The sequence below is a fragment of the Nocardia sp. NPDC060255 genome (assembly GCF_042727395.1).
Classification (GTDB): Bacteria; Actinomycetota; Actinomycetes; order Mycobacteriales; family Mycobacteriaceae; genus Nocardia.
Map to the genome: position 1 here is coordinate 57,226 of NZ_JBHXAU010000019.1, position 23,081 is coordinate 80,306.

Genomic DNA, 23,081 nt, shown 5'->3' on the forward strand with positions numbered 1-23,081 from the left:
CCGCAACACACCGGGAACAGGGACGTCGTCGCGACGGCCGGGATGGACCCGACTACGGTTAGGACCTGACAACAACCGTTCGCGGGGGCCAAACCCCCAGGTCTGTCGAGGAGTCAGGGCGATGAGCACACAGTCTGTGGAGAACCGTCGTCACCAGGTGGTGGTGATCGGCTCCGGCTTCGGCGGCTTGTTCGGCACCAAACACCTCAAGCGCGCGGACGTCGACGTCACATTGATCTCCAAGACCACGTCGCACCTGTTCCAGCCGCTGCTCTACCAGGTTGCCACCGGCATCCTCTCGGTCGGTGAGATCGCGCCGGCGACCCGGCTGGTGCTGCGCAAGCAGAAGAACGCACAGGTGCTGCTCGGCGATGTCATCGACATCGACCTGGAAGCGAAGACGGTCACCTCGCGCCTGCTCAACTCGAACACGGTCACCCCGTTCGACAGCCTGATCGTGGCCACCGGCGCGCAGCAGTCGTACTTCGGCAACAACCAGTTCGCCACCTATGCCCCCGGCATGAAGACCATCGACGACGCGCTCGAACTACGCGGCCGCATTCTCGGCTCGTTCGAGGGTGCGGAGCTGGCCACCAGCCAGGAGATGCGGGACCGCCTGCTCACCTTCGTGGTGGTCGGCGCCGGGCCCACCGGAGTCGAATTGGCCGGGCAGATCGCCGAACTCGCCGATCGCACGCTCGAAGGAACGTTCCACAACATCGATCCGCGCGACGCCCGCGTGGTGCTGCTCGAGGGTGCGGGCGCGGTGCTCGGCCCGATGGGACCGAAGCTCGGCCTCAAGGCCAAGAAGCGGCTGGAGAAGATGGGCGTCGAGATCCAGCTCAACGCCATGGTCACCGATATCGACGCGCTCGGCGTGACGGTCAAGGACTCCGACGGCACCATCCGGCGTATCGAATCCTCCTGCAAGGTGTGGTCGGCCGGGGTGCAGGCCAGCCCGCTGGGCAAGATGCTCGCCGAGCGTTCCGACGGCACCGAGGTGGACCGGGCCGGGCGCGTCATCGTCGAACCGGATCTCACCATCAAGGGACATCCGAACGTCTTCGTCGTCGGCGACCTGATGTCCGTAAAGGACGTGCCGGGCCAGGCGCAGGGCGCGATCCAGGGCGCCACCTATGCGGCCAAGGCGATCAAGGCGGGCCTGAATGGCCAAGCGCCGCAAGACCGTAAGCCGTTCAAGTACTTCAACAAGGGCAGCATGGCGACCGTGTCGCGGTTCAACGCCGTGTGCCAGGTGGGCAAGCTGGAGTTCAGTGGGTTCATCGCCTGGCTGGCGTGGCTGGCGCTGCATCTGTACTACCTGATCGGGTATCGCAGCCGGATCGTCACCGTCATCCAGTGGTTCGTCACGTTCCTCGGGCGTAGTCGCGGCCAGATGGCGGCCACCGAGCAGTGGGTGTTCGCGCGGCTCGCGCTGGAGCAGGTCAATTCCGATGAGGAAGAGGCCGATGAACTCGCGGCGGCGCTGGGTGCGCCGCCTGCGAACGGGAAGCTCGCGGAGAAGGCCAAGGCTGCGGTCGAGGGCCGGGTGAGCTGAGGCTCCGACTGATCAACCGAAGGCGATCTTCACGCTGTCTGGACAGCGGAAGGTCGCCTTCGTCGTTGACGCGGACTCGCCGCGAACCGGGTGCAGCGACTGACGGGTCGGCTTCGGCCGGTGTGTGCCCGGATGTCTGAAATGCCGCTCGCCGGTCGCATTCGCAACCCACACGTAGCTATCTAACGGCAATGCCACCGGCGCCATATCGGCCGGAAATGCACCCATCCAGGCGCCGAGCAGATCCGAATGTGGGACGTCGAAAGTGACAGTTCTTCTGACCTGACGAAAGGCGATCTACCTATGGGCACAGGCAAGCACAGAGCCCCCAACCCGCAGCGGCAAAAGGTGGGCTCGATGGTCGCGGCAGGTGCGGTACCGCTGGTCCTCGCACTGGTCGGCACCGGCACCGCCAATGCCGAGCCTGCACAACCCAACGCGGCGGCACAGCCCGACCATCCGGCCCAGTGGCCCGCGGCCGAGCCACCGAACGCGATGCCGTACGAGGGCCTGCAGATCCCGGACAACACCAAGAGCTCGATGCAGTGGTCGCGGCCGCTGCCGGAGAAGAAGTACCTGGCACCGGTCGGCGTGCTGCACGCGCCCTTCCCGGTGGCCCCGGTGCCGCCGATCGCGCCGCCGCCCGGCAAGTTCCGCTTCGGCGACGTGCAGGTGGACGCGCCGGACTGGATCGACTCCGAGCAGGCCATCCAGATCAATGACAACTCGGCCATCGCCGAGGCCAACCTGGCCACCTTCCTCGACTCGATCGGGATGGAACGCAGCAGGTCCGACCGGATCGCCGGGCAGACCATCGGCACGGCCGCCATGGGCGCGCTGGCCGGTGCGGCCTCGGGTGCCCCGATCGCCGCGACCTCCGCGCTCGTCGGCGGCGCTGTGGGCCTGGTGGTCGGGCTGCCGTTCGTGCCGGTCGGTGTCGTGGCGGGCCCGATGCTGGGTGCGACCTTCGGCGCGGCCGTGATCACCGTCCCCGCGGCGGCGATCGGCGCGGCAGCCGGCGCGGCCGTCGGCGCGGTGAACGCGTTCAACGCCCCCTCGCGGGTCGTCGGCGACTGATCGTCGGGTGCGGTTAGTACGCACCAGGGTGGGAGCTCGACGACACTGTCGAGTTCCCACCCTTTCTCTTTTCTCCCGTTCTGGGCGGACTACACCTCCGGGTGACGGCCGCCACCCACGCGCGTTTCAAATTCGGCGCGTCGCTTTCGGCGAGTCGTCGTAGGGTCAAGATCAGCGCAACACGACAGCTAATCGTCGTCAGGGGGATGCGATGGAAGCCGGGCAATGGGTGGTCGTGTTCTTCTCCATCGCGCCGTTCTTCGCGGCGCTGGGACTGATGGTCGCGCGATACGTGCGCATCCGGCGGTACGGGCGGCACGGGGGTGAGTTCAACGATCCGCTCGCCAAGGCAGGAGGCGGCGGTGTCTTGCCGGGCACCGTTTTCCAGGAGGACTTCGGCGGCACCGGGACATCGCAGCCGTGGCAAGCGACGGGTGAGCCGGAGCGGTCGCGTCTATCAGCGAACGGCGGCGAGGGTGCGGGTTCAGGTGAGCTGCGTCGATCAGCGGACCGCGAGGAGTGAGCTCGTACGGGTGAGCAGCTCGTCCGCGCCGATCAGCGGACCGCCAGGAGTGAGCTCGTTCGGGTGAACAGGGTTCCGCCCGCTGCCAGCGGGAGGCGGGTCTCGGTGAGGCCGGTGGTTTCCACCGGTCGATCGTCCGGGTAGCGCAGTTCGCTTTCCAACGCCCGTGGCGCGGTGAGCGGGTCGTCCGCGGCCGTGCCCGCCCCGAGCTCCAAACGGTGTCGCAGCAACGGGATTTCGCCGAGGTCGGCGATCAGGTCGCCGCGCCAGCCACCGTTGTCCTCACCGGAACGGCCGATCTGGACTCGTTCGCGCAGTCGCAGTTTGGCGTCCGGCGCGAGCCGGATCGAGGTGATGGTGTGGTGGTGTGCGCCGCCCGCCACGATCGTCGGTTCCGGATCGAAATCGAGGTCTCCCCCGCTGTCGACCTGAAAGTTCCAGCGCGCCAAGGACGCCGGCGTGATCGCGCTCGGCAACGCGATGGTGGCCGCGACCGAACGCACGGCGAGCCGCGCGCCCGGACCGACCACGATGGTGATGTCGAGCTCGTCGCCGCCGAGCGGAGTCGCCGCGGTGCCGATCAGGTGCACGGTGTGCGGGCCGGTGCGGCGGGCAGAGAGCCCGCCGCTCGCGTGGATCTCGGGCAGCGCCGCGGTGCTCGCGACAATCCGAACTTCAGTGCGCAACAGCGGGTTCGGTGTCGGCCCGATCCTGCTCGGCCATCGCGTGCAGCTGCTCGCGCACCCAGGCCAGCACCTGGGTGGCGGCCGGATCGTCGGTGAGCGAGATCAGCGCGGTCGGGCGGCCCTCGCGCACCTTCGCCGCGTCGCGCTCCATTACGCCGAGGTCCGCGCCGACCAGCGGGGCGAGGTCGGTCTTGTTGACCACCAGCAGGTCCGAAAACGTCACGCCCGGACCGCCTTTGCGCGGCACCTTGTCGCCGCCCGCGACGTCGACGACGAAGATCTGCACGTCGATCAGGCCGGAGGAGAAGGTGGCGGTGAGGTTGTCGCCGCCGGATTCGACCAGGATCAGATCCAGCGGCGGGTTCGCGGCGATCAGGTCGTCGATGGCGTCCAGGTTCGCGGTGATGTCGTCGCGGATGGCGGTGTGCGGGCAGCCGCCGGTCTGCACCGCGGTGATCCGCTCGTCCGGCAGCACCGCGTGCCTGCGCAGGAAGTCGGCGTCCTCGGTGGTGTAGATGTCGTTGGTCAGCACGGCGAGCGAAAGCTCTTCGCGCAGTTGCCGACACAGCGCGGCCACCAGCGCGGTCTTGCCGGAGCCGACCGGGCCGCCGATGCCGATGCGCAGCGCCTCGCCGGGCGTGCGCTGGCGTTTCGGCCGATCGTGGGTGTGGTCGTGCGGTTCACCGTCGATCAGGTGCGGTGGCATGGTGGCAATCTCCTTCGTTCCGGGGACTCAGCTGGCGAATAGTGGCATATCGCGGTGCAGATGACGTTGGGCGAGCACGTCCTGCAGCGGGTCGGACAGGCAGGCGAGGCCGTCGGCCGCCTCGGCCGCGGTGCGGTCGCACAGCTCGGCGAGGCGGACCGTGCAGCCCGCGATGGCGGCGGGATCGAGGGCGAGCAGGCGTTGGGCGGCGGTCGCGGCGCCGGTCAGCGTCGTGTAGACGACCACACCCGCGATCTCCCGCGGGGTCACCGCGCAGGAGACACCCACCATGCCGAAAACCGTCGACAGGTGCGGGCGCGGGCCGACGGTGGACCAATCCTCCTGCGGCCACAGCTGTTTCGCCAATCGCAGCAGGCCGCGTCCCTGCGCGCGCGAGGCGGTTCGCGCGGCGGGTGACGGTGTTCGCGCATCCGCTTCGGCCTCGGCCCGGGCCGGTTCGAGCGCGCCCGCGCATACCGCGGCGGCCAAGGAGGCCGCGACGATCCCCGAAGTACTGATCCGGCGGCGCAGATACAGCTCGACCGTCGCGACGTCACGCACCAATCCGGATGCGATCGCCTCTTCAACTCCCCCGGAATGCACGTGCCCACCGATCGGCAGCCGCGAATCCGCCAACGCCAGCAGCGTCGCCAGACTCACCGACCCGATTTCACCCACCGACGGATCCTATGCCCGGCGTGTTGCGTCGGCGTGTCCTGGTATGCACACTCCCGGGGCCGTCCTCCACCATCGAGCAGAGTCATATGGTTGCTGTCGAAGATCAAGCAGCGACCATATGACTCCGCTCGATGCTGGTCAGCGGCGGAAGGTGCGTTCGAAGAAGCGCTGGACCTGGTTGCGGGTGAGGTCGGTCCAGGCTTGGACGGGGGCGGACCACCAGGGGGCGATTTCGCGGGGCTTGGCGGTTACGGCGTGGCAGACGAGGTCGGAGGCTTCGTCGACGGTCAGGCCGGGGACGCGGCTGAAGTCGGTGGGTGCGCTCATTCTGGTGTGGACCAGCGGCATGTAGATGGACGTAGTGGTGACGCCGTCGCCGGAGACCTCGGCGGCGACGCTGCGCAGCCAGACGTCGAAGGCCGACTTCGATGCACCGTAGGCGGCCCACTGCGGGGCGGGCGGGGAGAGCACGCCCCAGGTGGAGATGTTGACGATGTGGCCCTGTTTGCGTGCGCGCATGTCCGGCAGCAGGGTGAGCAGCAGGCGCACCGGGCCGAGGTAGTTGATGTCGATGGTGCGGGTGAAATCGTGGAAGCGATCGTAGGACTGGTCGATCGAGCGGCGAATCGACTTGCCCGCGTTGTTGATCACCACGTCGAGGTGGCCGTGCTCCGCCAGCAACTGACGGCCGAGCTGCTCGACAGCGTCCATGTCGGTGAGGTCGGTCGGATAGACGTGCGCCGTGCCGCCGTCGGCCTTGATCTCGGCGGCGACCTGATGCAGGTCGTCAACGGACCGGGCGACCAGCAGCACGACCGCGCCCGCCGCACCGAGCTTGCGCACGCTGGCCTTGCCTATCCCGTGCGACGCACCGGTGACCAGCACGATCTTCCCGTCGACGGCCGCCCGCAGCGCCGTGTCGCGCGGCCGGGACTTCGGATACAGCAGCCGCGTCGCCACTCGCTCGGCGATCGGCCGCCCGTTGCTCTGCGCCGGTGTTTCGTTCACGCCCCCGACTCTATTAGCAGCACGCCAATTTGGCCCGAGATCCTTGGCCGCGATCGAGCGGTGCGGCTTTGCGCGCCACTTGTCTCCGGCCGATCACTCTTGACCAGCCGCCCGCATGAGTTGAGGCAGATCTTGCCGAGTGAGATAGGCGGCGATCCGTAGCTCGCCGTCGACGCGTCGGATGAGGAAGTCGCTGTAGAGATCGAGGTGGCCGTTCGCGAGCGTCAACCGCCACTGCACCGAGGCGAGCCAGTAGTGCCCGCCGAATTCGGCGGTCGACTGTTCGATCAGCTCCGCGCGCGGTACCGAATCCATGTGGCGGGCACGGGTTTCGGCGGCGGCGGCGAACTCCGCCCGCGATACCGAGCGGCTCGACGTCGGGGTGATCACCAGGACCTGCTGGTCGAAAAAGCTTGCCAGCGTGTCGAAGTCCGCGGCTTTGACGGTGTCGTCGTAGCGGCGGACAAAGTCCGACACCGCGGCGGCGTCCTGCGAAGAATTGTTGTCGGCGACAGCCGGATCATGCGAGAACATGACACTTAATTATATCGCGGACAACACTTCTCCTGTGGGAGGCGCGCCGCTAGTGACCCGCACTCGACTCGACGCGAGCGGGTGAGGCGAGTCGCGCGATGATCGCCATTGCGATGAGCACCGTGGCGCCGACCGCGGTCGCGATATGCATTCCGGAGACGAAGGATTCGCGGGCGGACTCGATCAGTGCGGTGTTGTCGCCTGCCTTCTGGATCGTCTCGCCCAGCGTCGAGGCGTAGTCGCCGCCGGACCGGAAGATCAGGGCGGCAAGGGATCCCAGTAGGGCGAGGCCGAGCGCGTTGCCGAGTTCGAAGCTGGTTTCGGAGATGCCGACGGCCGAGCCGGCGCGTTCCGGCGGCACCGAGGACACCGAAACATCCGACACCAGGGTGAAGGCGAGGCCGTAACCGATACCGGCGATGGTGGATCCGACCAGATACCACCAGAGCCCACCGTGCACGCCGACGCCGAGCAGCATGAGATTGCCTGCCGCCGAAGCGGTCAGCGCGAACACGAAGGTATTGCGGGTGCCGAACCGGCGACCGAACCGCGCCCCGCTCATCGAGCAGACGAACACCGCGACCGCCATCGGAATGCCGAACAGAGCGGCGGCGAGCGGATCGCGGCCGGTGACCGACTGCAGGTAGATGCTGGTCAGGTAGCTCATCGCGGCCAGCGACATCATGCCGACGAGGCTGGACCCGATGGCCACCGAGAACCCGGCGCGCGAGAACAACCGCAGGTCCAGCAGCGGTTCGTCGAGCTTGCGCTGCCTGCGCACGAAGACGGTCAGGATCACCACGCCGATCAGCGAGATGATGATCGCCTGAGCATCGACCCCGTCGGCCGCAGCGTGTTTGATGCCGTACACCAACGGCAGGATGCCGCCGATGGACAGCGCGACGCTCGGCAGATCCAGCGGTCCGCGCACGCCCGCGCGGTGCTCGGGCAGCACGAACGGCCCGAACGCGAGCAGGATCAGCAGCACCGGGATGTTGATGAGAAAGACCGAGCCCCACCAGAATTGGTGCAGCAGCATGCCGCCGATGATCGGGCCGACGGCCGAGCCACCCGCGAAGAACGCGGTCCACACGCCGATGGCGGCGGCCCGCTTGCGCGCGTCGGGGAACAGGGTCGAGATCAGCGCGAGGCTGGACGGCAGCAGGGTCGCGCCGCCCGCACCCATCAGCGCCCGCGCGACGATCAGCACCGCGGCGCTCGGCGCGAAGGCGGCCAGGATCGAGGCGATGCCGAAGATGGTGGCGCCGACCAGCAGGATGTTGCGCCGCCCGATCCGGTCGCCGAGGTTGCCCATGGTGATGAGCAGGCCCGCGATCAGGAAGCCGTAGATGTCGAGGATCCACAGCTGCTGGGCGGCCGACGGGTCGAGGTCGACGGTGAGGGTCGGCATCGCCAGGAACAGCACCGAGATGTCCATCGACACCAGCAGCACCGGGAGCAGCAATACCGCAAGGCCGAGCCAGGCACGGCGCGAGCCGACAGCGGGCACCGCCTGAGCGGACCGCACTGCCTCAACGTCTGTCATCCTGAATTTCCTCTCATCTCGCGTACGGCGTACGCACGAACTGGAGTACAGTGTACGCAACCTCCCCAGGAAGTGAAAGTGAGTCATCCGATGTCTGAGCTCAAGCTCAACCGAGCCGCCATCATCGACACCGCGATAACGCTTGCCGACGAAGAGGGCCTCGACGCGTTGTCCATGCGGCGGATCGCCGACAAGATGGGCGTCGGCGCCATGTCGCTGTACCGGCACGTCGCGAACAAGGACGAACTGCTGGCCGCGATGACCGACGAGGTAGCGCGGCGCAACCCCTACCCGTCCGCGGAAGGACAGCAGTGGACCTGGCGCGATCGGGTCCGCATCGCCGCCGAGATCGATTGGGCGCTCTATCAGCAACATCCGTGGGTGCTGCTCACCTTCGCGACGCCGCGCTACAGCTTCGGGCCGATGAGCCTGGCCTGCCTCGCGTGGATGGTCGAGGGTTTCGCCGAGCTGAACGTCTCCACCCGCGAGGCGACCACGATGGCGTTCACCGTCTGGAATCACATCTCCGGCGCGACCCTGCCGCACATCAGCGCCGCGCTGATGGCGCGCAAGGGCATGAACCCGGAGGGCGACAACGGGCTGCGCACGATGCTGAAAGGAAGATCACAGTTCCCGGTGCCCACGGCGCTCGCCGACCTGGAAGGTAGCGGGATCAACGATCTCTCGCAGGAGGATCTGCTGTACGCCGGACTGGCGGCGCTCTGCGACGGCTTCGAGGCCAAGGCGCGACAGCGGGCCGACTTGACCTGAACCTAGCTTGATGTTGCACGGTGGGTGGCGACCATCACGAACAGGAGCCACCGTGCACGCGATTCGCCTTCATGACTTCGGCCCGGCCGACAATCTGCGCTACGAGACCGTTCCCGATCCGACGCCGGAGGCGGGTCAGGTGCGAATTGCCGTGGCAGCGGCCGGCGTTCATCTCATCGATACCGCGTTGCGCAAAGGGTTGCCCGGACCGTATCCAGTTCCCGAACTGCCAACGGTGCCCGGACGGGAGGTCGCCGGGACGATCGATGCGGTCGGTGCCGAGGTCGACCCGGAGTGGCTCGGTAAGCAGGTGGTCGCGCATCTCGGCATGGCGCCCGGCGGTTATGCCGAGCTCGCCGTGACCGAAGTCGCTCGGCTGCACGAGATTCCGGCGAATCTCGGACCGGCCGAGGCGGTGGCGATGATCGGCACCGGGCGGACGACCTTGGGGATTCTGCAATTCACCGAGCTCGGCCCCGACATTGTCGCGATCGTGACGGCCGCGGCGGGCGGAATCGGCACGCTACTGGTGCAATTCGCGAAGAATGCCGGAGCGACCGTGATCGGGCTGGCCGGCGGGCCCGCGAAAGTCGAACTGGTGCAACGCAACGGTGCTGACCTGGCGGTGGACTATCTACTCCCCGACTGGCCCGAACAGGTCGGAGGCTTCCTCGCGGATCGGCGCGCGACCGTCCTGTTCGACTCGGTGGGCGGCGAAATAGCCCGCGCCGCTGTCGATCTGCTCGGCAAAGGTGGACAGCAGCTGGTATTCGGTGCGTCCGGGCAGAATCCGAAAGATGCCGCTGCGCCGGCGTTGTCGACCGAGGAATTGGCCGCGCGCGGTGTCACCTCCGAATTCGTCCTCGGGCCGCCGATGATCCAGCGCGCGGGCGGCGACCTCCGCATTCTCGAGGATCGCGCCATCGCCGCGGCGGCCGCCGGACGGCTACGGCCCGCAGTGCAAAGGTTCGCACTCGCCGACGCTGCCACCGCACACCGCGCCCTGGAGACCAGGGCGACGACCGGCAAAGTTGTGTTGATCCCTTAAACCGATTGAGCGGCTTCGTGTTTCCTCTCTACGCTCGACAGCTATGGGAGGAAATACGGGGCTGCTTAATGTCGTCGATGTCGAGGCGACCTGTTGGGATGGCAAGACGCCGCCCGGTGCGGTGAGTGAGATCATCGAAATCGGTTTGACCGTGGTGGATTTGGCGTCGGGTGAGCGGCGGGGCAAGCATCGCATTCTGGTCCGGCCCGCCCGTTCCACGGTGAGTGAGTTCTGCACCGAATTGACCGGCCTTACCCAGGACGAGGTCGATACGGGTATCTCGTTCGCCGAGGCGTGCCGGTTGTTGGCGACCGAGCACGAAGCGGGTGTACGCGCTTGGGCCAGTTGGGGCGACTACGACCGCAAACAGTTCCTGAGCCAATGCAACGCCACCGATACCGCCTACCCGTTCGGACATCGGCACACCAACGCCAAACTGGTGTTCAGCGAGGCCTACGGGCTCAACCGGCGGCAAGGTATGGCGGGCGCGCTGCATATCGCCGGGCTTCCGCTCGAAGGGCGGCACCATCGGGGCGAGGATGACGCGTGGAACATCGCGGCGCTGGTTCTCGCTATCGCACGACGTGGGGCATGGCGAGTAACGAGTACCGACTGAGCCGGCCCGGCCTCCACTGGCGTGCGGCGCGACGCCGCGGACGCACAGCGCGAACCCCGCAGCTGGATGAACCCGCCCCACCTGCACGCTTGGGCACTGCCGAACCTCTACTCAGTGGCACACCACGGCGGGCCTACTTCGCCGCCATCATGTGCCACTGAATATGGATTCGTCGCACGTTGACGATTGGTGCGAATTCTGTTGGGGTGTGATTGATCGCGCCTGGCGTCGTCCGTGATCTCGGCGATGTCAGTCTGTCGGGTCGCCGTTCACCACCGCATAGGCGAAGCCGTCCCAGCCCTTGCTGCCGACGGTCTGCACAACGGTCGCCTCCAGGGTCGGCTCGGCGGCGAACAGTTCGACGACAGCGCGGCTAGCGCGGATCGCCTCGTCCGCGGAGTTCGCATCGGCGAGGCCGCCCCTACGAACGACGTTGTCGACGATGATCACCGAACCCGGCCGGGTCAGCTTCAACGCCCACTGCACGTAGTTCGAGTTGTTGACCTTGTCGGCGTCGATGAACACCAGATCGAACGGTTCGGGCCGCTCCTCGGCCAGCACCGGCAGGCTGTCCAGGGCGGCACCGACCCGAATGTCGACCCGGTCCCCCACGCCCGCATTGTCCAGGTTCTTGCGCGCGACCTCGGCGTGCTCCGATTTGAATTCGAGGGTGATCACCTGGCCCTTCTCGCCGACCGCCCGAGCGAGCCAGATCGTGCTGTACCCGCCGAGCGTGCCGATCTCCAGCACCCGCCGCGCCCGCGCCGTCCGCGCCAGCAGATACAAGAACTTCCCCTGCGGCGCAGACACATCGATCGCGGGCAACCGCGCGGCCGCATTCGCCGTCAACGCCGCCGCCGTATCCGCATCCCGCACCAGCGTGTCCACGATGTAGCTGTCTACATCGCCCCATTCGGTTGTCGTCATACCCAGCAGTCTGCCACCGCGGCCACCCCCTGGCCGGACTCCCAGCTAGCGGCCCACCGCGGGTAGGGGCCAGCGGTCGATGTGGTCCAGCACGCTGAGTTCGGTGCCGGCCAGAACCCAACGGGCTTTGGCTGTATAGCGTTCGGTGTGGCGGGCGGCGGGATGTAAGCGGTGGGCCTCGGCGAGCCAGCCGCTGGCCTGGCGTTGGACTTCGAGCGGGGACAGGGGCTGGTCGGCGCGGAAGAGTGTGTCGCTGTATTCGGGCGCGACGATCATGGCGGAGCCGAGGTGTTGCAAGCAGCGGGCGGTGCCGGGATCGTCGGCCAGTGTGCGGTAGCCGGTCAGTGCCCGCTGCCAGAAGCGCAGTGCGCGGCGAATATCACCGCGCGCCCACCGCACGACGCCCATGGTCTCCTGGATCTGGGCGCGACCGTCGGGCTCACGGCCTGCGTGGGTCAATGAGTCAGCCAGTTCCAGGCGGTCCTGGGCGGCATCGAGCCTGCCTTGATGGATATGGACGACAGCCAAGTTGACCAGCGCGCAAACCTCACCTGCCACGTCCTCCCGCGGCAGCAACCACCAGGCTGCTTCCAATCGCGCGGCCACCGCGGGCAGGTTGTCGGGCGATTCGGTCAGTATCCGTAGTGCCTCCCGGTGCTCCCATCTCGCGGCCAGGCTGGTGGACAGGTTGCGTGGCCGGTAACGTTTCGGCCGTTCGCGCAGCAGGCCCGCCCGCATCTGCACCAGATCTCGGTGCACCACAAGACCGTTCAACCCGCGTATCCGGTTGAGCTCGGCAGCCAACTGGCGATGGTTCTCCCCCTTACCGATTCGGGCATACCATCCGTCCAGCGCATCCCCGATCCGCACCAACTCCGACACCAGGGTGGCCGGTACTGCCGCACCCAGCGACGCGCAGGCGAACACCAGCTCACGCAGACCCCGCTCTTCGGCGTCGAACCAGAGTCGCGCACCCGCGGCGAAGCGCTCCGAATCCAGTGCGAACGCCCACCGGGTTGCCCGGTCGGCGTAAAAGTGCACGAGCGCGGTCAACGCCGCCCGCCACTGCGGCCTCGCGGTCACCTCCCACTTGGTCGGCACCCCCGGCACCTTGCACAGGCAATAGCGTTGCACGCCAAGCGGTGTCACGATGCCGGCCCTGGTGAGCTCGGCCAGCTTGGTGACGGCCGTGGCACGTGACTCGGCTTGCGCGACCGGCAGCCGAGCCGGTGCGTCGAGCACGGCGGCCAACACGGCAAGCAATGCGGCCGTTTCGAAATCACGCACGGGCAGATACCGCAATACCGCGATCTCGAGATCCTCCCACGCCGCGTCGACGAACCTGGCCGGATGCCGCACCGATGCGGCACGTACCGGAGGGCCCGAATCGGCCAGATCCGCGATCATCTCGAGTTCGTTTGCCGTGCCGAGCCTTTCGCGATACCGCTGCATAAACCGATGTCCCACATAGACTGCCGCTGCCGCGACAACGAGCACCGACAACCACCGCAGCGCGCCCGCCGCCACCTTGACCGCGGCGCTCTCCCCCAACGAATTCAGCACCAGATTGCGGGCCAACTCGAACAGCAGAGCGTAGGCCACCACCGAGGCGGTACCCAGAAACCCTTGCCAGATAGAGGATCTCGGCGTGCTCGGCTCGACCGACGACGCCTCTCCCTGCCGCTGCTGCTCCCCGGGATGACTCATCGCAATGCCCCTCCGGTGAGACCGGGCACCAGCCAGCGACGCCAGGTTGCGAGCAGTAGCGCGACGGGCAAGATCGCCGATATCAACGCGCCTGCCGCCAATTGCGCTGAATTCTCGCCGAATTGGCGCGCTTCGCCCCAGAGCAGCAGTGACCACGGCGTCGCCCCCGCGCCGCTGATCAGTAGCCCGATCACGAAATCGTTCCAGACCTGGATGAATTCGAGCACCGCGACAGCGGCGAGGGCTGGGCCCGCCGACGTCAGCACACGTCGGGCGATTGTTCCTGGGCCGGCCAGACCATGCAGGGCGTCTGCGGCAGGGCTACCCGGCGGAGCGAGCAGGGCGCCACGTAGAACGAGGATGGCGACCGGCAGCCCGGCAGCGGCATGCAGCAGGATCAACGGGATTCGGGTGCCGGAGAGTCCGTAGCTGTCGATGAAGGCATTCACCGGGCCGAGGTAGCTCTGCACCGGCAGCACCGAGAGCACCACCAGGAAGACCACCGCGATGCCCGCCGCGGGTCTGCTCGGCCGCAGTGCCGCAAGGCGATACGCGACCGGCACCGCCGCGGCCACCACCACGAGTGTGGCCAGGGCTGCCACCCACGCCGTCGTCTCCAGTGACCGCAGCAGTGCGGGGTCGCGCCACATGCGCGTGAGCGCGCCCAAGCCCCAGCCATTCCGGTCCTGCAGCATGGTCAGGATCAGCGCGACGATCGGGAACAATGCCACCCCCGACACCGTCAGCATCCCGAGGACCCGAAGCGGCTTCGGCGGTCGCCACGCCGCGGGCCCGGCCTGCTCCGTCGGCGCGGACCAGCTGGTCCGATGCTTACCTACATCGTGTTGCAGCAGCCAGGCCAAGAATCCGACCAGCACCGCGAGCGGAAATCCGTAGGCCGCCGCGACACCCGCGTCGACATCGGAGTCGACGGCCAACCGCCACCAGTGCACGGTCGCGCTGTCGACCTGGTACTGCATCGAACCAGGCACCCCGATCAGCACCACATCGAACACCCTGGCCGCGGCCACTCCGACAGCAAGTCCGACGATCAGCACCACCGGGCGCAGTAACACGTAGAGCCGCAACGGCAACGGCTTGTCCGTGCGATGCAGATCACCGACGCGCGCCGGATCGGTCTCGACAGCGTGGATACCGGCACGGAACAGCCCGGTAACGAAGCCGAGCCAGGTCCACAGGAACGCGAAACCCAGCATCGCCGCGAACCAGAACCGGTATACCCCAACGCTTTCGATCCCGAGCCGGTCGCCGAGGTACTGGAAGATCAGCCGAAAGGCGACACCGGATACCACTGCGGAGATCCCGAACGGCACAATCAGCGGCCGCCACAACCACCGCGAATCCCGTCCCCACCAAGCGATCCCCATCGCCACCGCGAGCAGCACCACCCCGAACAGCACCCACACCAACGTCCGCAGATACGCCCAACTACCGTCGCGCCCCAATGCCCCGCCGAGCACCCACAACCCCGCGACAACAACGGCAAGCAGAATCGGCCACGGCACCAACCGAATCCCCGAAAACCACCGATGCCGAGCAAGCTGCGTCAATCCGACAGCCCCGAATGCCACCAGCAGGCACGACCCGACCACCAACGGACGCGCCCGCACCGCGCTCACCACTGTCCACACCACCGGCACCGCAACCAGCGACACCGTCAACACCGTCGCAGGCAACCCTGCCGCCAAACCGACCCACCGCCGAGGATGACTCCCCGCAACCAACGGCCCCCGCATCCGTCGGGTAGCAAGCTCCAACCGCAATCCGTTGGCCTGAAAATCGGGCGAACCTGCCATCACCCCACCTCTCCGCGACTCGGACCGCTGGCGACCGCGCGAGCGCAGCGGGCGGCGAGCGGACGACGGAGGCCGCGGACAACAGGCCCGAGCCATGACCCGTTGACCCGAAAGTCGGCCCGGCCCATCATCGCTCCCCCCGATCCACCGCGTCGAGCGCGGCGATCGCGCGATCCGTCGCGTCGTCGAGCCGCTCGCTCTTCCCGTCCCCCACCGCGATCAGGAAGTCGGTCAGTATGCGCCACAATCCGTTTCGGCCGCCGACCGTGCCGATTCGATCGGACAGGTCGAAGGCAGTGCGGGTGCTCAAGGTGCGGGCCGATGCCTCGAGGTATGGCGAGTATCGGGCGTTCGTCCGGAGGTTCGGGGCGATGAAGCCGCCGTAGTTCTCGATCCAGGGCAGCGGGGCCGCTGGATCGGCAAGGGTGCCAACCACTTCCATCGCGCGGTCGGTCGCCGACTCGGTGACCACCATGACGTCGCCGCCGACGATCCGTGGCGGATCCTGATCGGCCGCGACGGCGGGAAAGGCGGCGACGCCGACCACGTCTTCGGCACGCCGCCCCGAGCGCTGGACCGCGGCGCGGACGATCGGCTCGGCGAAGTCCGCCTCGACGACCATCACCGCGCGCCGATGCTCGAAAACCTCACGGACTGCGTCCGGGAACTGGCGGGTCAACGCGGCGGCGACGCCACCGGGAAACGCGTGCCGGTGTCCCCACAGCGAACCGAGGTGATCGAACGCGGCCCGCACCGCAGGGCTCTCCCAGGTGCGGTCATTGCGTGCGGCGGCCACCTCGTCGTAGATGCGAGGCGATTCGGCGAGCAACGCGTTCTCGAACACGTCGGAAAGCACCCAGCCGTCGGCCGCGCCCAGGGCGAGCAACCGGACGGGCGTCTCGGCGAGCACCTCCATTCGGTCCAGCCAGTCCGCCAGGGTCCAGCCCACCGGATCCCCGAGACCGTACTTCTCGACGAGTTGCCGGTCATACCAGACCATCGACTTGTCCGCCGCCTTGAACGGCACGCCATACGGTTTCCCGTTGTGCCGCAACAACTGCCGCCACACGTCCGGGTAGCGTGAGCCGAGCTCATCGGACCACAACTCGGCGCGAACCGGCCGCAATTTGCCCTGTTCGGCGAGCGGCTGCACCCGGCCCGCCTGCGGCAGCAGCACGATGTCCGGCGCGGAACGCCCACCCGCCGTGAATGCGGTCTCGATTTCATCGCCGAGCGGAACGACATCCACCTGGCTGTCGTAGCCGAGGCGCGCGAGCACCGCCCGGAACGCCGTCAGTTCGGAACCGCTCCACGACACCCCGATGCGGACCGCATCGGGATTGCCGAGCAGGAGATTCGGGGCACAGGCGGCTGCCAGCGGCGCGATCAGCGCCACTCGCAGTAGTTCCCGCCTGCTTCGCATATCCCCCGGGCCCGGCTACTTCTTGCGACCGCTTACTTCGAGAAGTTCTCCGGCGGCTGCCACGGCCGACCGTGTGGGTCGTCGGGCCGGTAGACCGGCGGTTGCTGCTGCGGCTGTTGCTGCGGGGGCTGCTGCTGGGGCGGTTGTTGTTGCGGCAGCTGCTGTTGCGGCGGGGTCTCCCGCTGCGGCGGGTACGCCTCCTCGCGCGGCGGCATCACCGCCTGATGCGGCGACACCTCGTGCGAAGTGGGCGTGGCCGCGGTCATCAGGCCGTCCACCGGCTTGCGCGCCGTCGCCTCTGCCGCGCGCACGGCGCGTTCGATGGCGGGGTCGGGTGCGGTGTCGAACCAGTCCGCGACGTCCTCGGAGTCGTCCTCCACCTTGGTCGGTTCGCTGTCGGCGGCGGGCGCCTCGTAGCGGAAGATGCCGTCCTCGCCCTTGCTGGCGAAGCTGGTGGCGAATCCTTCGAGCGCCTTGCCGAAGTCGCTGGGCACCAGCCACACCTTGTTGGCGTCGCCGCGCGCGACCATCGGGAGTGTCTGCATGTATTGGTAGGCAAGCAGTTCCGGCGTCGGCTTGCCGTTTTTGATTGCGGCGAAGACCTTTTCGATGGCCTTGGCCTGGCCCTGCGCCTGCAGGTAGGAGGCGGCCCGCTCACCCTGCGCGCGCAGGATGCGGCTCTGCCGTTCGCCTTCGGCCTCCAGGATCGCCGACTGCTTGGCGCCCTCGGCGGAAAGAACCTGGGCCTGCTTGGAACCCTCGGCCATCTTGATCTGCGATTCACGGGTGCCCTCGGCGGTGAGGATCATCGCGCGCTTCTCGCGGTCGGCCTTCATCTGCTTTTCCATCGACTCCTGGATCGATGCGGGCGGGTCGATGCTCTTCAGCTCGACCCGCGCCACCCGCAGACCCCAGCGTCCGGTCGCCTCGTCCAGCACGCCGCGCAACTGGCCGTTGATCTGATCGCGGGAGGTCAGCGTCTGCTCCAGGGTCATGCCGCCGACCACGTTGCGCAGCGTGGTGACGGTGAGCTGCTCGACCGCGGCGATGTAGTTGCTGATCTCGTAGACTGCGGCCTGCGGGCTGGTGACCTGGAAATACACCACGGTGTCGATGTGCAGCGTGAGGTTGTCCTCGGTGATCACCGGCTGCGGTGGGAAGGACACCACCCGCTCGCGCAGGTCCACCTTGGCGCGGATGCGGTCGGCGAACGGGACGAGGAACGTCAACTGCCCCGACACCGTGCGGGAATACCGGCCGAGCCGCTCGATCACCGCCGCCTCGGCCTGCGGCACCAGCGCGATCGACTTGAACACCACCACCACCACCAAAAGCACGAGTACGGCGGCAACGATCAGTACAGCCATTACGGCCCCTTCCAGACGACGGCGGTCGCGCCTTCGATCCTCATGACATACACCTTCGTACCCGGTTCATAAACCTCGGACTCGTCCATCGGCCGCGCGGTCCAGACTTCGCCGCCCAGTTTCACCTGACCGGAGTGCGCGGCGACCTCCTCGAGCACCACCGCCGACTTGCCTTCCAACGCAGCCACGTTCGTCGGGGTCGGCGGCGGCGTGCCGAAGCGGCGGCGCAACAGCGGCCGCACGCCGAGGAACAGCAGCAGCGTGAGCACGCCGAAAACGATGGCATCCCCCACCAGTGTGGTATCCGCGACCGCACTGACGCCCGCGGTGCCGAGCGCGGCGACGCCGAGCATGAGCAGCGTCAGGTCGCCGGTGAGCATCTCCGCCGCCGCGAGCAAGATCCCCGCGACCAGCCAAACTATTGCGGCCACAAAACCACTCTAGTGCGCGGGTGATGATCTCGGGTCGCACTGACACGACTACAGATCTCGGGTGAATCACGAATCACGCGCGGACGCGCTGACCGCGCCGCTGTATCGAAATCGCCAGCGGCGGTGCTAGCTTCAGGCGGGTGAGCGGGCATAACAGCTATGGTGGCGACATCTTCGCCGGACACTCCCGAGCGAAAAAGCGCGCGGTGCCGCAGGTAACGGCGGATCGCGACCTGGTGGTCGAGGACGCGGCCAGCGGATTCTGTGGTGCCGTGGTCGGTTTCGATCGCAGCTACGACGGCGAGTTCGTGAAACTCGAGGACGCGCGCGGCGCGGTGCGGTTGTTCGCGATGCGCGAGGCGGCGTTCCTCATCGACGGCGAGCCCGTGACGTTGATCCGGCCGACCGCGGCGGCACCGAAGAAGGAAACGCGGTCCGCGTCCGGGTCGACCCGGGTGGAGGGTCTGCGTGCACGGGTCGCGCGGACCAGCCGGATCTGGGTGGAGGGCGTGCACGACGCCGCGCTGGTCGAGCGGGTTTGGGGACATGACCTTCGGGTCGAGGGCGTGGTGGTCGAGCATCTGGAAGGCTTGGACAATCTGGCCGAGCGGCTCACCGAATTCGCGCCGGGACCTGGCCGCCGGGTCGGCGTGCTGGTCGACCATCTGGTCACCGGATCCAAGGAAACCCAGCTGACCACCGGGCTCGGCGCGAACGTGCTGGTCACGGGCCATCCGTACATCGACGTCTGGCAGGCGGTGCGCCCGGCGACCGTCGGGATCGCGGCCTGGCCGCAGGTGCCGCGCGGCGAAGACTGGAAAACCGGCATTTGCGATCGACTGGGGTGGGGCACGCCACAGCAGGGCTGGCGGCGGGTCTACAACTCCGTCGAGTCGTTCCGCGACCTGGAGGCTCCGCTGATCGGGGCGGTGGAACGTCTCATCGACTTCGTCACCGAACCGGAATAGCAGGTCCGCGCCGGTGCCTCGCACCGCTGCTCAGGAATGCCCTTTCCGGGAATGCCCGCGAATAACCGTCACCCTTTATGCTCGATAATTATGTGCTCTCCTAGTGCCACGCTGACGGTGTGGGCCGGCTCCTGGCTGGCCGGCTGTAGCGCGCCCGACGACGTATTGGAGGCCCTGCACGCGTGGGCGCCCCAGCACACCATCGCCGCCGGTGACCCGGTCACCGGCGGCCGCACCGACCTGCCGTGGTCGTCCCGCGGTAACCTGCCCGGTACCGGAATGATGGCGCTGCTCAAGGTGATTCGCGAGAGCATGGCCCAGCCCGGCGCCCAGCTGCGGCTGGTGCTCCCGGTGCCGGGCGACGTGCGCGGCCTGCCCACCGGCACCGCCTTCGCGGCCGACGCGATCGAGGCGGAGGAGGGGCTGCTGATCGGGGTGCCCGGCACCGAAGGCACCGGCCTCATCCCGCAGTGGACCGACGAGGACACGCTGCAGTGGGCCGTCTACAGCACGCCGATTCCGCCGGTGCCCGGCCAGGACATGTCGCTCGGCGAGGCCGAATACGCGATGCGCGAGGCGGTCCGCGACGCCGCCGACGCGCTGCTGCAGCTGCACACCACCTCGGTCGGCTCGGCCGACTCGGACCCGCGCGAACTCATCGAGGCCGAGCTCGCCGACTACTCCCGGCACGACTACCCCGGCTCGATCCCGTTGCGAGCCAGAAAGATTCTCGACACCGCCGATCACGTCGCAGCGATACTCACTGTGGCGCAACGAGAACCGGCGTCCTCACCGACGTCGGCGAGCGCGATCGGCGCACAGGAGTCGCTACTACGCCCGCTATGGGACGCGATCCGGGCCGCGCGCCTGGTAGCCATCCACGCGGCGGCCCGCAGCACGCCATGAATTCGACACTCACTGTGGCGCAACGAGAACCAGCGTCCTCACCGACCTCGGCGAGCGCGACGGGAGTCGCTACTACGCCCGCTATGGGACGCCATCCGGGCCGCACGCCTGGTAGCCATTCACGCGGCGGCCCGCAGCACGCCGTGAATTGGACACTCACTGTGGCGCAACGGGAACCGGCGTCCTCGCCGACGCCGGCGAGCGCGATCGGCGCACAGGAGTCGCAGCTACGCCCGCTATGGGACGCCATCCGGGCCGCACGCCTCGTAGCCATACACGCGGCGGCCCGCAGCACGCCATGAATTCGACGGCGCCCGTGCGACTCCGGATCGATCGACGAAGCGGGCAACACGGACGCTACGGACAGTGCGCGCGCCGTGTCCTTCCATCTGGTTGAATGATGCGACCCTCCGGCCCTCTCAGCAGGCGGTATGATATGAACTTTACGCGTCGCGGTGCCGCGACCCTCGTCGCCGCACTGCTCGCCCTCGGCCTGCCCGCCGCAGCGCCCGCATCGGCGATCGTCGGCGGCACCGAAACCGAGGCGAGCGCCTACCCGTGGCTCGGCGCGGTCGGTAGCCCGCTGTTCTTCACCAGGCCGTCCGGCCAGTTCTGCGGTGGCGCACTGATCGCCCCCGACCAAGTACTCACCGCGGCGCACTGTGTTTCGCTCGCCCGACTGGTCTCCCAGGCGGTCACGGTCACCTTCGGACGCACCGACTTACGCGACTCCGACGGAGTCAAGGTGCACGTCAAGGACATTCGGATCCACCCGGACTTCTACGACACCGACTTCGACGGCGAAACCGTACACCACAACGACCTCGCCATCCTCACCCTGGACCACCCCCAACCCGGCCCGTTCGTGAAAGTCGGTACCGCCCAGGCAAAGACCGGCACCATCCTCGGCTGGGGCGCCACGTCGGAAGCCGACGAAACCAACACCCACCTCCGCCACGCCACCGTCCCCCTCGTCTCGGACACCGACTGCGCCGCAGCATACGGCTCCGCCTACGACCCGACCGACATGCTCTGCGCCGGCTCCCCCGAAGCCGACACCGCCGAATACGACAGCGGCGGCCCACTTCTCATAGACGGCCAACTGACCGCCCTCACCTCATGGGGCAAAGGCGCCGCCCGCCCCGGCTTCCCAGGCGTCTACACCCGCATCCCAAACAACTTCATCGAGCAGAGTCATATGGCCGCCAATTGATCTTCACCAGCAACCATATGACTCTGCTCGATGACGCCAGCAACCATATGACTCTGCTCGATCACGCCAACAACCACTTGACTCTGCTCGACTCGATGACGCCAGCACCCACCTGACTCGCCTCGCTTTTCCCGAGCATCTTTCAACCGGACCACAGCCAGTCCTCACGCTGGAACACAAGCGTTGCCCATCACAAGCCGCGGAAGAGCAGGCCGGGTACCCCACCTGACGCGCCCAGCACTACTCCGGTCATCCGATGAACCAGTAGAAAACCTCTGGGACAGCACACCACCGGAGTTCTCTGTGCGCACACCAACCCGGGCCAGTACACAAACAGACCCTCAAAAAGGTGCACTTATCCGGGCAAGTGCTGCTTAGGGACTCCAGGCGATGACCTGTCCAATGAGCTGAAGACCTGATCCCACGTTTTCTTGTGAGTAGTGCTGGGCACGTCAGGTGGGGTACCCGACTTTAGGTGCGCGTCAGGTGCACGATGTCGCGTTTCCGAGGTGGTCACCTGGCTGTGGTTGCGTCACAAGCGCTTTGGATAAGAGCGGGGTGGTCGGCGGCGGTTTCGGTGGCCGATTCAAACCCGCGAGATGCCCGGCGCCGGTTTCGGTGCACGATCCGCACCCGCCAGGTGCGCTCCGAGCCGGTGTCCCCAGGATCTGCACTCTGTCTCGGGACCTGCACTGGGAATAGGGCCCTAAAGCCAGTGCAGGTCCCGAGAGAGTGCGCAGATTCTGGATTCGGCTTGGTGAGGTGGGTGCTGGGCACTCGTGGCGGGGTGCGTACCCGGATTCGAGAACCGACCAGCACCCGCTCTCGGCATCCGCTCGGCAGCTGGGCCATAATCCGGGTGCACGATCCGGCATAGGGTGCGTATTCCGCTGCCCACGTGGGGAATTGGAAGCCGCTCACCCTCCGCATAACCTGCACACCCGGTACACGCCCGGCGTTCGGCTGACATAGTGGGTGTACGGATTGGTTCTCACGTGGCGATCGGGTTGTGGTTGCGTCCCAAGCGCTTTGGACAAGAGCGAGTGAGCGCTGGTCGGGACTTCGCAGGATCCGGAGATGTGTCGCCGCACATGAAGTGTGCAGCTGCGCAAGGTATTGCCGGCAATTCCGTACGCGCCTGCATGCCCGAGATCTGCACTCCATCTCGGGATCGGCACTCGCAATATGGCCCTAAAGCCAGTGCAGGTCCCGAGAGAGTGCGCAGATTCTGCTTTCGGCTTGGAGTGCTGGGCACGTCAGGTGCCGTACCCGGCCTTAGATGCGCGTCAGGTGCGCGATGTTGCGTTCTGGAGGTGGTCATCTGGCTGTGGTTGCGTCACAAGCACTTTGGACAACAGCGGGGCGGTCGGCGGCGGTTTCGGTGGCCGATCAAACCCGCGAGATGCTCGGCTGTCGGTTTCGGTGCGCGATCCGCACCCGCCAGGTGTGCTCCGAGCCGGTGCCCCCAGGATCTGCACTCTGTCTCGGGACCTGCACTGGGAATAGGGCCCTAAAGCCGGTGCAGGTCCCGAAAGAGTGCGCAGATTCTGGGTTCGACGGGGTGGGCGGGG

Annotated in this window: 21 protein-coding genes; 9 read left to right on the plus strand and 12 right to left on the minus strand. The window is 67.4% G+C overall.

Features of this window, described 5'->3' with window-relative positions; all coding sequences use genetic code 11:
• Window positions 1–121: 121 nt before the first annotated feature.
• From ACFWF1_RS29695 to ACFWF1_RS29705, 3 genes are all read left to right on the plus strand, one after another.
• A complete protein-coding gene (locus ACFWF1_RS29695; RefSeq protein WP_379289198.1) occupies window positions 122–1,558 on the plus strand; it encodes an NAD(P)/FAD-dependent oxidoreductase in 1,437 nt (478 codons plus the stop codon).
• A gap of 357 nt (window positions 1,559–1,915) precedes the next feature.
• Window positions 1,916–2,635: a hypothetical protein gene (locus tag ACFWF1_RS29700; protein WP_379289196.1), complete on the plus strand. Its 720-nt coding sequence runs from the start codon at window positions 1,916–1,918 to the stop codon at window positions 2,633–2,635.
• 211 nt (window positions 2,636–2,846) lie between these two features.
• On the plus strand, window positions 2,847–3,158 hold the full coding sequence (locus ACFWF1_RS29705; RefSeq protein ID WP_379289195.1) for a hypothetical protein: 312 nt from the start codon (window positions 2,847–2,849) through the stop codon (window positions 3,156–3,158).
• A 32-nt stretch (window positions 3,159–3,190) separates the two neighbouring features.
• On the opposite strand, the gene ACFWF1_RS29710 is transcribed toward ACFWF1_RS29705, so the two are convergent.
• From ACFWF1_RS29710 to ACFWF1_RS29735, 6 genes are all read right to left on the minus strand, one after another.
• Window positions 3,191–3,844: an urease accessory protein UreD gene (locus ACFWF1_RS29710; protein WP_379289193.1), complete on the minus strand. Its 654-nt coding sequence runs from the start codon at window positions 3,842–3,844 to the stop codon at window positions 3,191–3,193.
• The gene (gene ureG / locus ACFWF1_RS29715) at window positions 3,834–4,550 is read right to left on the minus strand and encodes an urease accessory protein UreG (RefSeq protein WP_379289191.1); all 717 of its coding nucleotides are present in this window, start codon (window positions 4,548–4,550) and stop codon (window positions 3,834–3,836) included. The genes ACFWF1_RS29710 and ureG overlap by 11 nt, the downstream gene beginning before the upstream one ends.
• Window positions 4,551–4,577: 27 nt before the next feature.
• Complete coding sequence (locus ACFWF1_RS29720) at window positions 4,578–5,210, minus strand: urease accessory protein UreF (protein ID WP_379289282.1); 633 nt, start codon at window positions 5,208–5,210, stop codon at window positions 4,578–4,580.
• Between the two features lie 156 nt (window positions 5,211–5,366).
• Complete coding sequence (locus ACFWF1_RS29725; RefSeq protein WP_379289190.1) at window positions 5,367–6,236, minus strand: SDR family NAD(P)-dependent oxidoreductase; 870 nt, start codon at window positions 6,234–6,236, stop codon at window positions 5,367–5,369.
• Between the two features lie 93 nt (window positions 6,237–6,329).
• Window positions 6,330–6,770, minus strand: a complete 441-nt coding sequence (locus tag ACFWF1_RS29730; protein ID WP_379289189.1) for a hypothetical protein — start codon at window positions 6,768–6,770, stop codon at window positions 6,330–6,332.
• Between the two features lie 49 nt (window positions 6,771–6,819).
• Window positions 6,820–8,316, minus strand: a complete 1,497-nt coding sequence (locus ACFWF1_RS29735; protein WP_379289187.1) for an MFS transporter — start codon at window positions 8,314–8,316, stop codon at window positions 6,820–6,822.
• 90 nt (window positions 8,317–8,406) lie between these two features.
• Between ACFWF1_RS29735 and ACFWF1_RS29740 the strand changes: the two genes are divergently transcribed.
• The 3 genes from ACFWF1_RS29740 to ACFWF1_RS29750 are packed head-to-tail and all read left to right on the plus strand — an operon-like array spanning window position 8,407 to window position 10,751.
• Window positions 8,407–9,087, plus strand: a complete 681-nt coding sequence (locus ACFWF1_RS29740; RefSeq protein WP_379289185.1) for a TetR/AcrR family transcriptional regulator — start codon at window positions 8,407–8,409, stop codon at window positions 9,085–9,087.
• A 52-nt stretch (window positions 9,088–9,139) separates the two neighbouring features.
• Window positions 9,140–10,135 carry a zinc-binding dehydrogenase gene (locus ACFWF1_RS29745; RefSeq protein WP_379289183.1) on the plus strand — a complete coding sequence of 332 codons (996 nt, stop codon included), beginning with the start codon at window positions 9,140–9,142 and terminating at the stop codon, window positions 10,133–10,135.
• Between the two features lie 43 nt (window positions 10,136–10,178).
• Complete coding sequence (locus ACFWF1_RS29750; RefSeq protein WP_379289181.1) at window positions 10,179–10,751, plus strand: exonuclease domain-containing protein; 573 nt, start codon at window positions 10,179–10,181, stop codon at window positions 10,749–10,751.
• Window positions 10,752–11,000: 249 nt separating this feature from the next.
• On the opposite strand, the gene ACFWF1_RS29755 is transcribed toward ACFWF1_RS29750, so the two are convergent.
• The 6 genes from ACFWF1_RS29755 to ACFWF1_RS29780 all read right to left on the minus strand — a co-directional run bounded on the left by ACFWF1_RS29755 (window position 11,001) and on the right by ACFWF1_RS29780 (window position 18,423).
• On the minus strand, window positions 11,001–11,678 hold the full coding sequence (locus ACFWF1_RS29755) for an O-methyltransferase (protein WP_379289179.1): 678 nt from the start codon (window positions 11,676–11,678) through the stop codon (window positions 11,001–11,003).
• 45 nt (window positions 11,679–11,723) lie between these two features.
• A complete protein-coding gene (locus ACFWF1_RS29760) occupies window positions 11,724–13,385 on the minus strand; it encodes a tetratricopeptide repeat protein (RefSeq protein WP_379289177.1) in 1,662 nt (553 codons plus the stop codon).
• On the minus strand, window positions 13,382–15,202 hold the full coding sequence (locus tag ACFWF1_RS29765; RefSeq protein WP_379289175.1) for a hypothetical protein: 1,821 nt from the start codon (window positions 15,200–15,202) through the stop codon (window positions 13,382–13,384). Before ACFWF1_RS29765 ends, ACFWF1_RS29760 begins: the two co-directional genes overlap by 4 nt.
• Before the next feature lie 127 nt (window positions 15,203–15,329).
• On the minus strand, window positions 15,330–16,625 hold the full coding sequence (locus ACFWF1_RS29770) for an ABC transporter substrate-binding protein (RefSeq protein WP_379289173.1): 1,296 nt from the start codon (window positions 16,623–16,625) through the stop codon (window positions 15,330–15,332).
• A 32-nt stretch (window positions 16,626–16,657) separates the two neighbouring features.
• Window positions 16,658–17,992, minus strand: coding sequence for an SPFH domain-containing protein (locus ACFWF1_RS29775; protein WP_379289171.1), 1,335 nt, complete (start codon window positions 17,990–17,992; stop codon window positions 16,658–16,660).
• Window positions 17,992–18,423 (minus strand): NfeD family protein, encoded by a 432-nt coding sequence (locus ACFWF1_RS29780; RefSeq protein WP_379289169.1) that lies wholly within the window; start codon window positions 18,421–18,423, stop codon window positions 17,992–17,994. The genes ACFWF1_RS29775 and ACFWF1_RS29780 overlap by 1 nt, the downstream gene beginning before the upstream one ends.
• Window positions 18,424–18,563: 140 nt before the next feature.
• Here ACFWF1_RS29780 and ACFWF1_RS29785 point away from each other — a divergent pair, with 140 nt between their 5' ends.
• The 3 genes from ACFWF1_RS29785 to ACFWF1_RS29795 all read left to right on the plus strand — a co-directional run bounded on the left by ACFWF1_RS29785 (window position 18,564) and on the right by ACFWF1_RS29795 (window position 21,510).
• Window positions 18,564–19,391: a DUF3097 domain-containing protein gene (locus ACFWF1_RS29785; protein ID WP_379289167.1), complete on the plus strand. Its 828-nt coding sequence runs from the start codon at window positions 18,564–18,566 to the stop codon at window positions 19,389–19,391.
• 90 nt (window positions 19,392–19,481) lie between these two features.
• Entirely contained in the window at window positions 19,482–20,297 is an 816-nt protein-coding gene (locus tag ACFWF1_RS29790) for a hypothetical protein (RefSeq protein WP_379289165.1), read from the plus strand.
• 436 nt (window positions 20,298–20,733) lie between these two features.
• Window positions 20,734–21,510 carry a serine protease gene (locus tag ACFWF1_RS29795; protein ID WP_379289163.1) on the plus strand — a complete coding sequence of 259 codons (777 nt, stop codon included), beginning with the start codon at window positions 20,734–20,736 and terminating at the stop codon, window positions 21,508–21,510.
• The last annotated feature ends 1,571 nt before the right edge of the window (window positions 21,511–23,081 follow it).

Bases quoted from the DNA above. Each gene is read 5' to 3' on its own strand.
- ACFWF1_RS29695 (WP_379289198.1), top strand. From the start codon at position 122: ATGAGCACACAGTCTGTGGAGAACCGTCGTCACCAGGTGGTGGTGATC.
- ACFWF1_RS29700 (WP_379289196.1), top strand. From the start codon at position 1,916: ATGGTCGCGGCAGGTGCGGTACCGCTGGTCCTCGCACTGGTCGGCACC.
- ACFWF1_RS29705 (WP_379289195.1), top strand. From the start codon at position 2,847: ATGGAAGCCGGGCAATGGGTGGTCGTGTTCTTCTCCATCGCGCCGTTC.
- ureG (WP_379289191.1), bottom strand. From the start codon at position 4,550: ATGCCACCGCACCTGATCGACGGTGAACCGCACGACCACACCCACGAT.
- ACFWF1_RS29730 (WP_379289189.1), bottom strand. From the start codon at position 6,770: ATGTTCTCGCATGATCCGGCTGTCGCCGACAACAATTCTTCGCAGGAC.
- ACFWF1_RS29735 (WP_379289187.1), bottom strand. From the start codon at position 8,316: ATGACAGACGTTGAGGCAGTGCGGTCCGCTCAGGCGGTGCCCGCTGTC.
- ACFWF1_RS29740 (WP_379289185.1), top strand. From the start codon at position 8,407: ATGTCTGAGCTCAAGCTCAACCGAGCCGCCATCATCGACACCGCGATA.
- ACFWF1_RS29750 (WP_379289181.1), top strand. From the start codon at position 10,179: ATGGGAGGAAATACGGGGCTGCTTAATGTCGTCGATGTCGAGGCGACC.
- ACFWF1_RS29755 (WP_379289179.1), bottom strand. From the start codon at position 11,678: ATGACGACAACCGAATGGGGCGATGTAGACAGCTACATCGTGGACACG.
- ACFWF1_RS29760 (WP_379289177.1), bottom strand. From the start codon at position 13,385: ATGAGTCATCCCGGGGAGCAGCAGCGGCAGGGAGAGGCGTCGTCGGTC.
- ACFWF1_RS29765 (WP_379289175.1), bottom strand. From the start codon at position 15,202: ATGGCAGGTTCGCCCGATTTTCAGGCCAACGGATTGCGGTTGGAGCTT.
- ACFWF1_RS29770 (WP_379289173.1), bottom strand. From the start codon at position 16,625: ATGCGAAGCAGGCGGGAACTACTGCGAGTGGCGCTGATCGCGCCGCTG.
- ACFWF1_RS29775 (WP_379289171.1), bottom strand. From the start codon at position 17,992: ATGGCTGTACTGATCGTTGCCGCCGTACTCGTGCTTTTGGTGGTGGTG.
- ACFWF1_RS29790 (WP_379289165.1), top strand. From the start codon at position 19,482: ATGTGCTCTCCTAGTGCCACGCTGACGGTGTGGGCCGGCTCCTGGCTG.
- ACFWF1_RS29795 (WP_379289163.1), top strand. From the start codon at position 20,734: ATGAACTTTACGCGTCGCGGTGCCGCGACCCTCGTCGCCGCACTGCTC.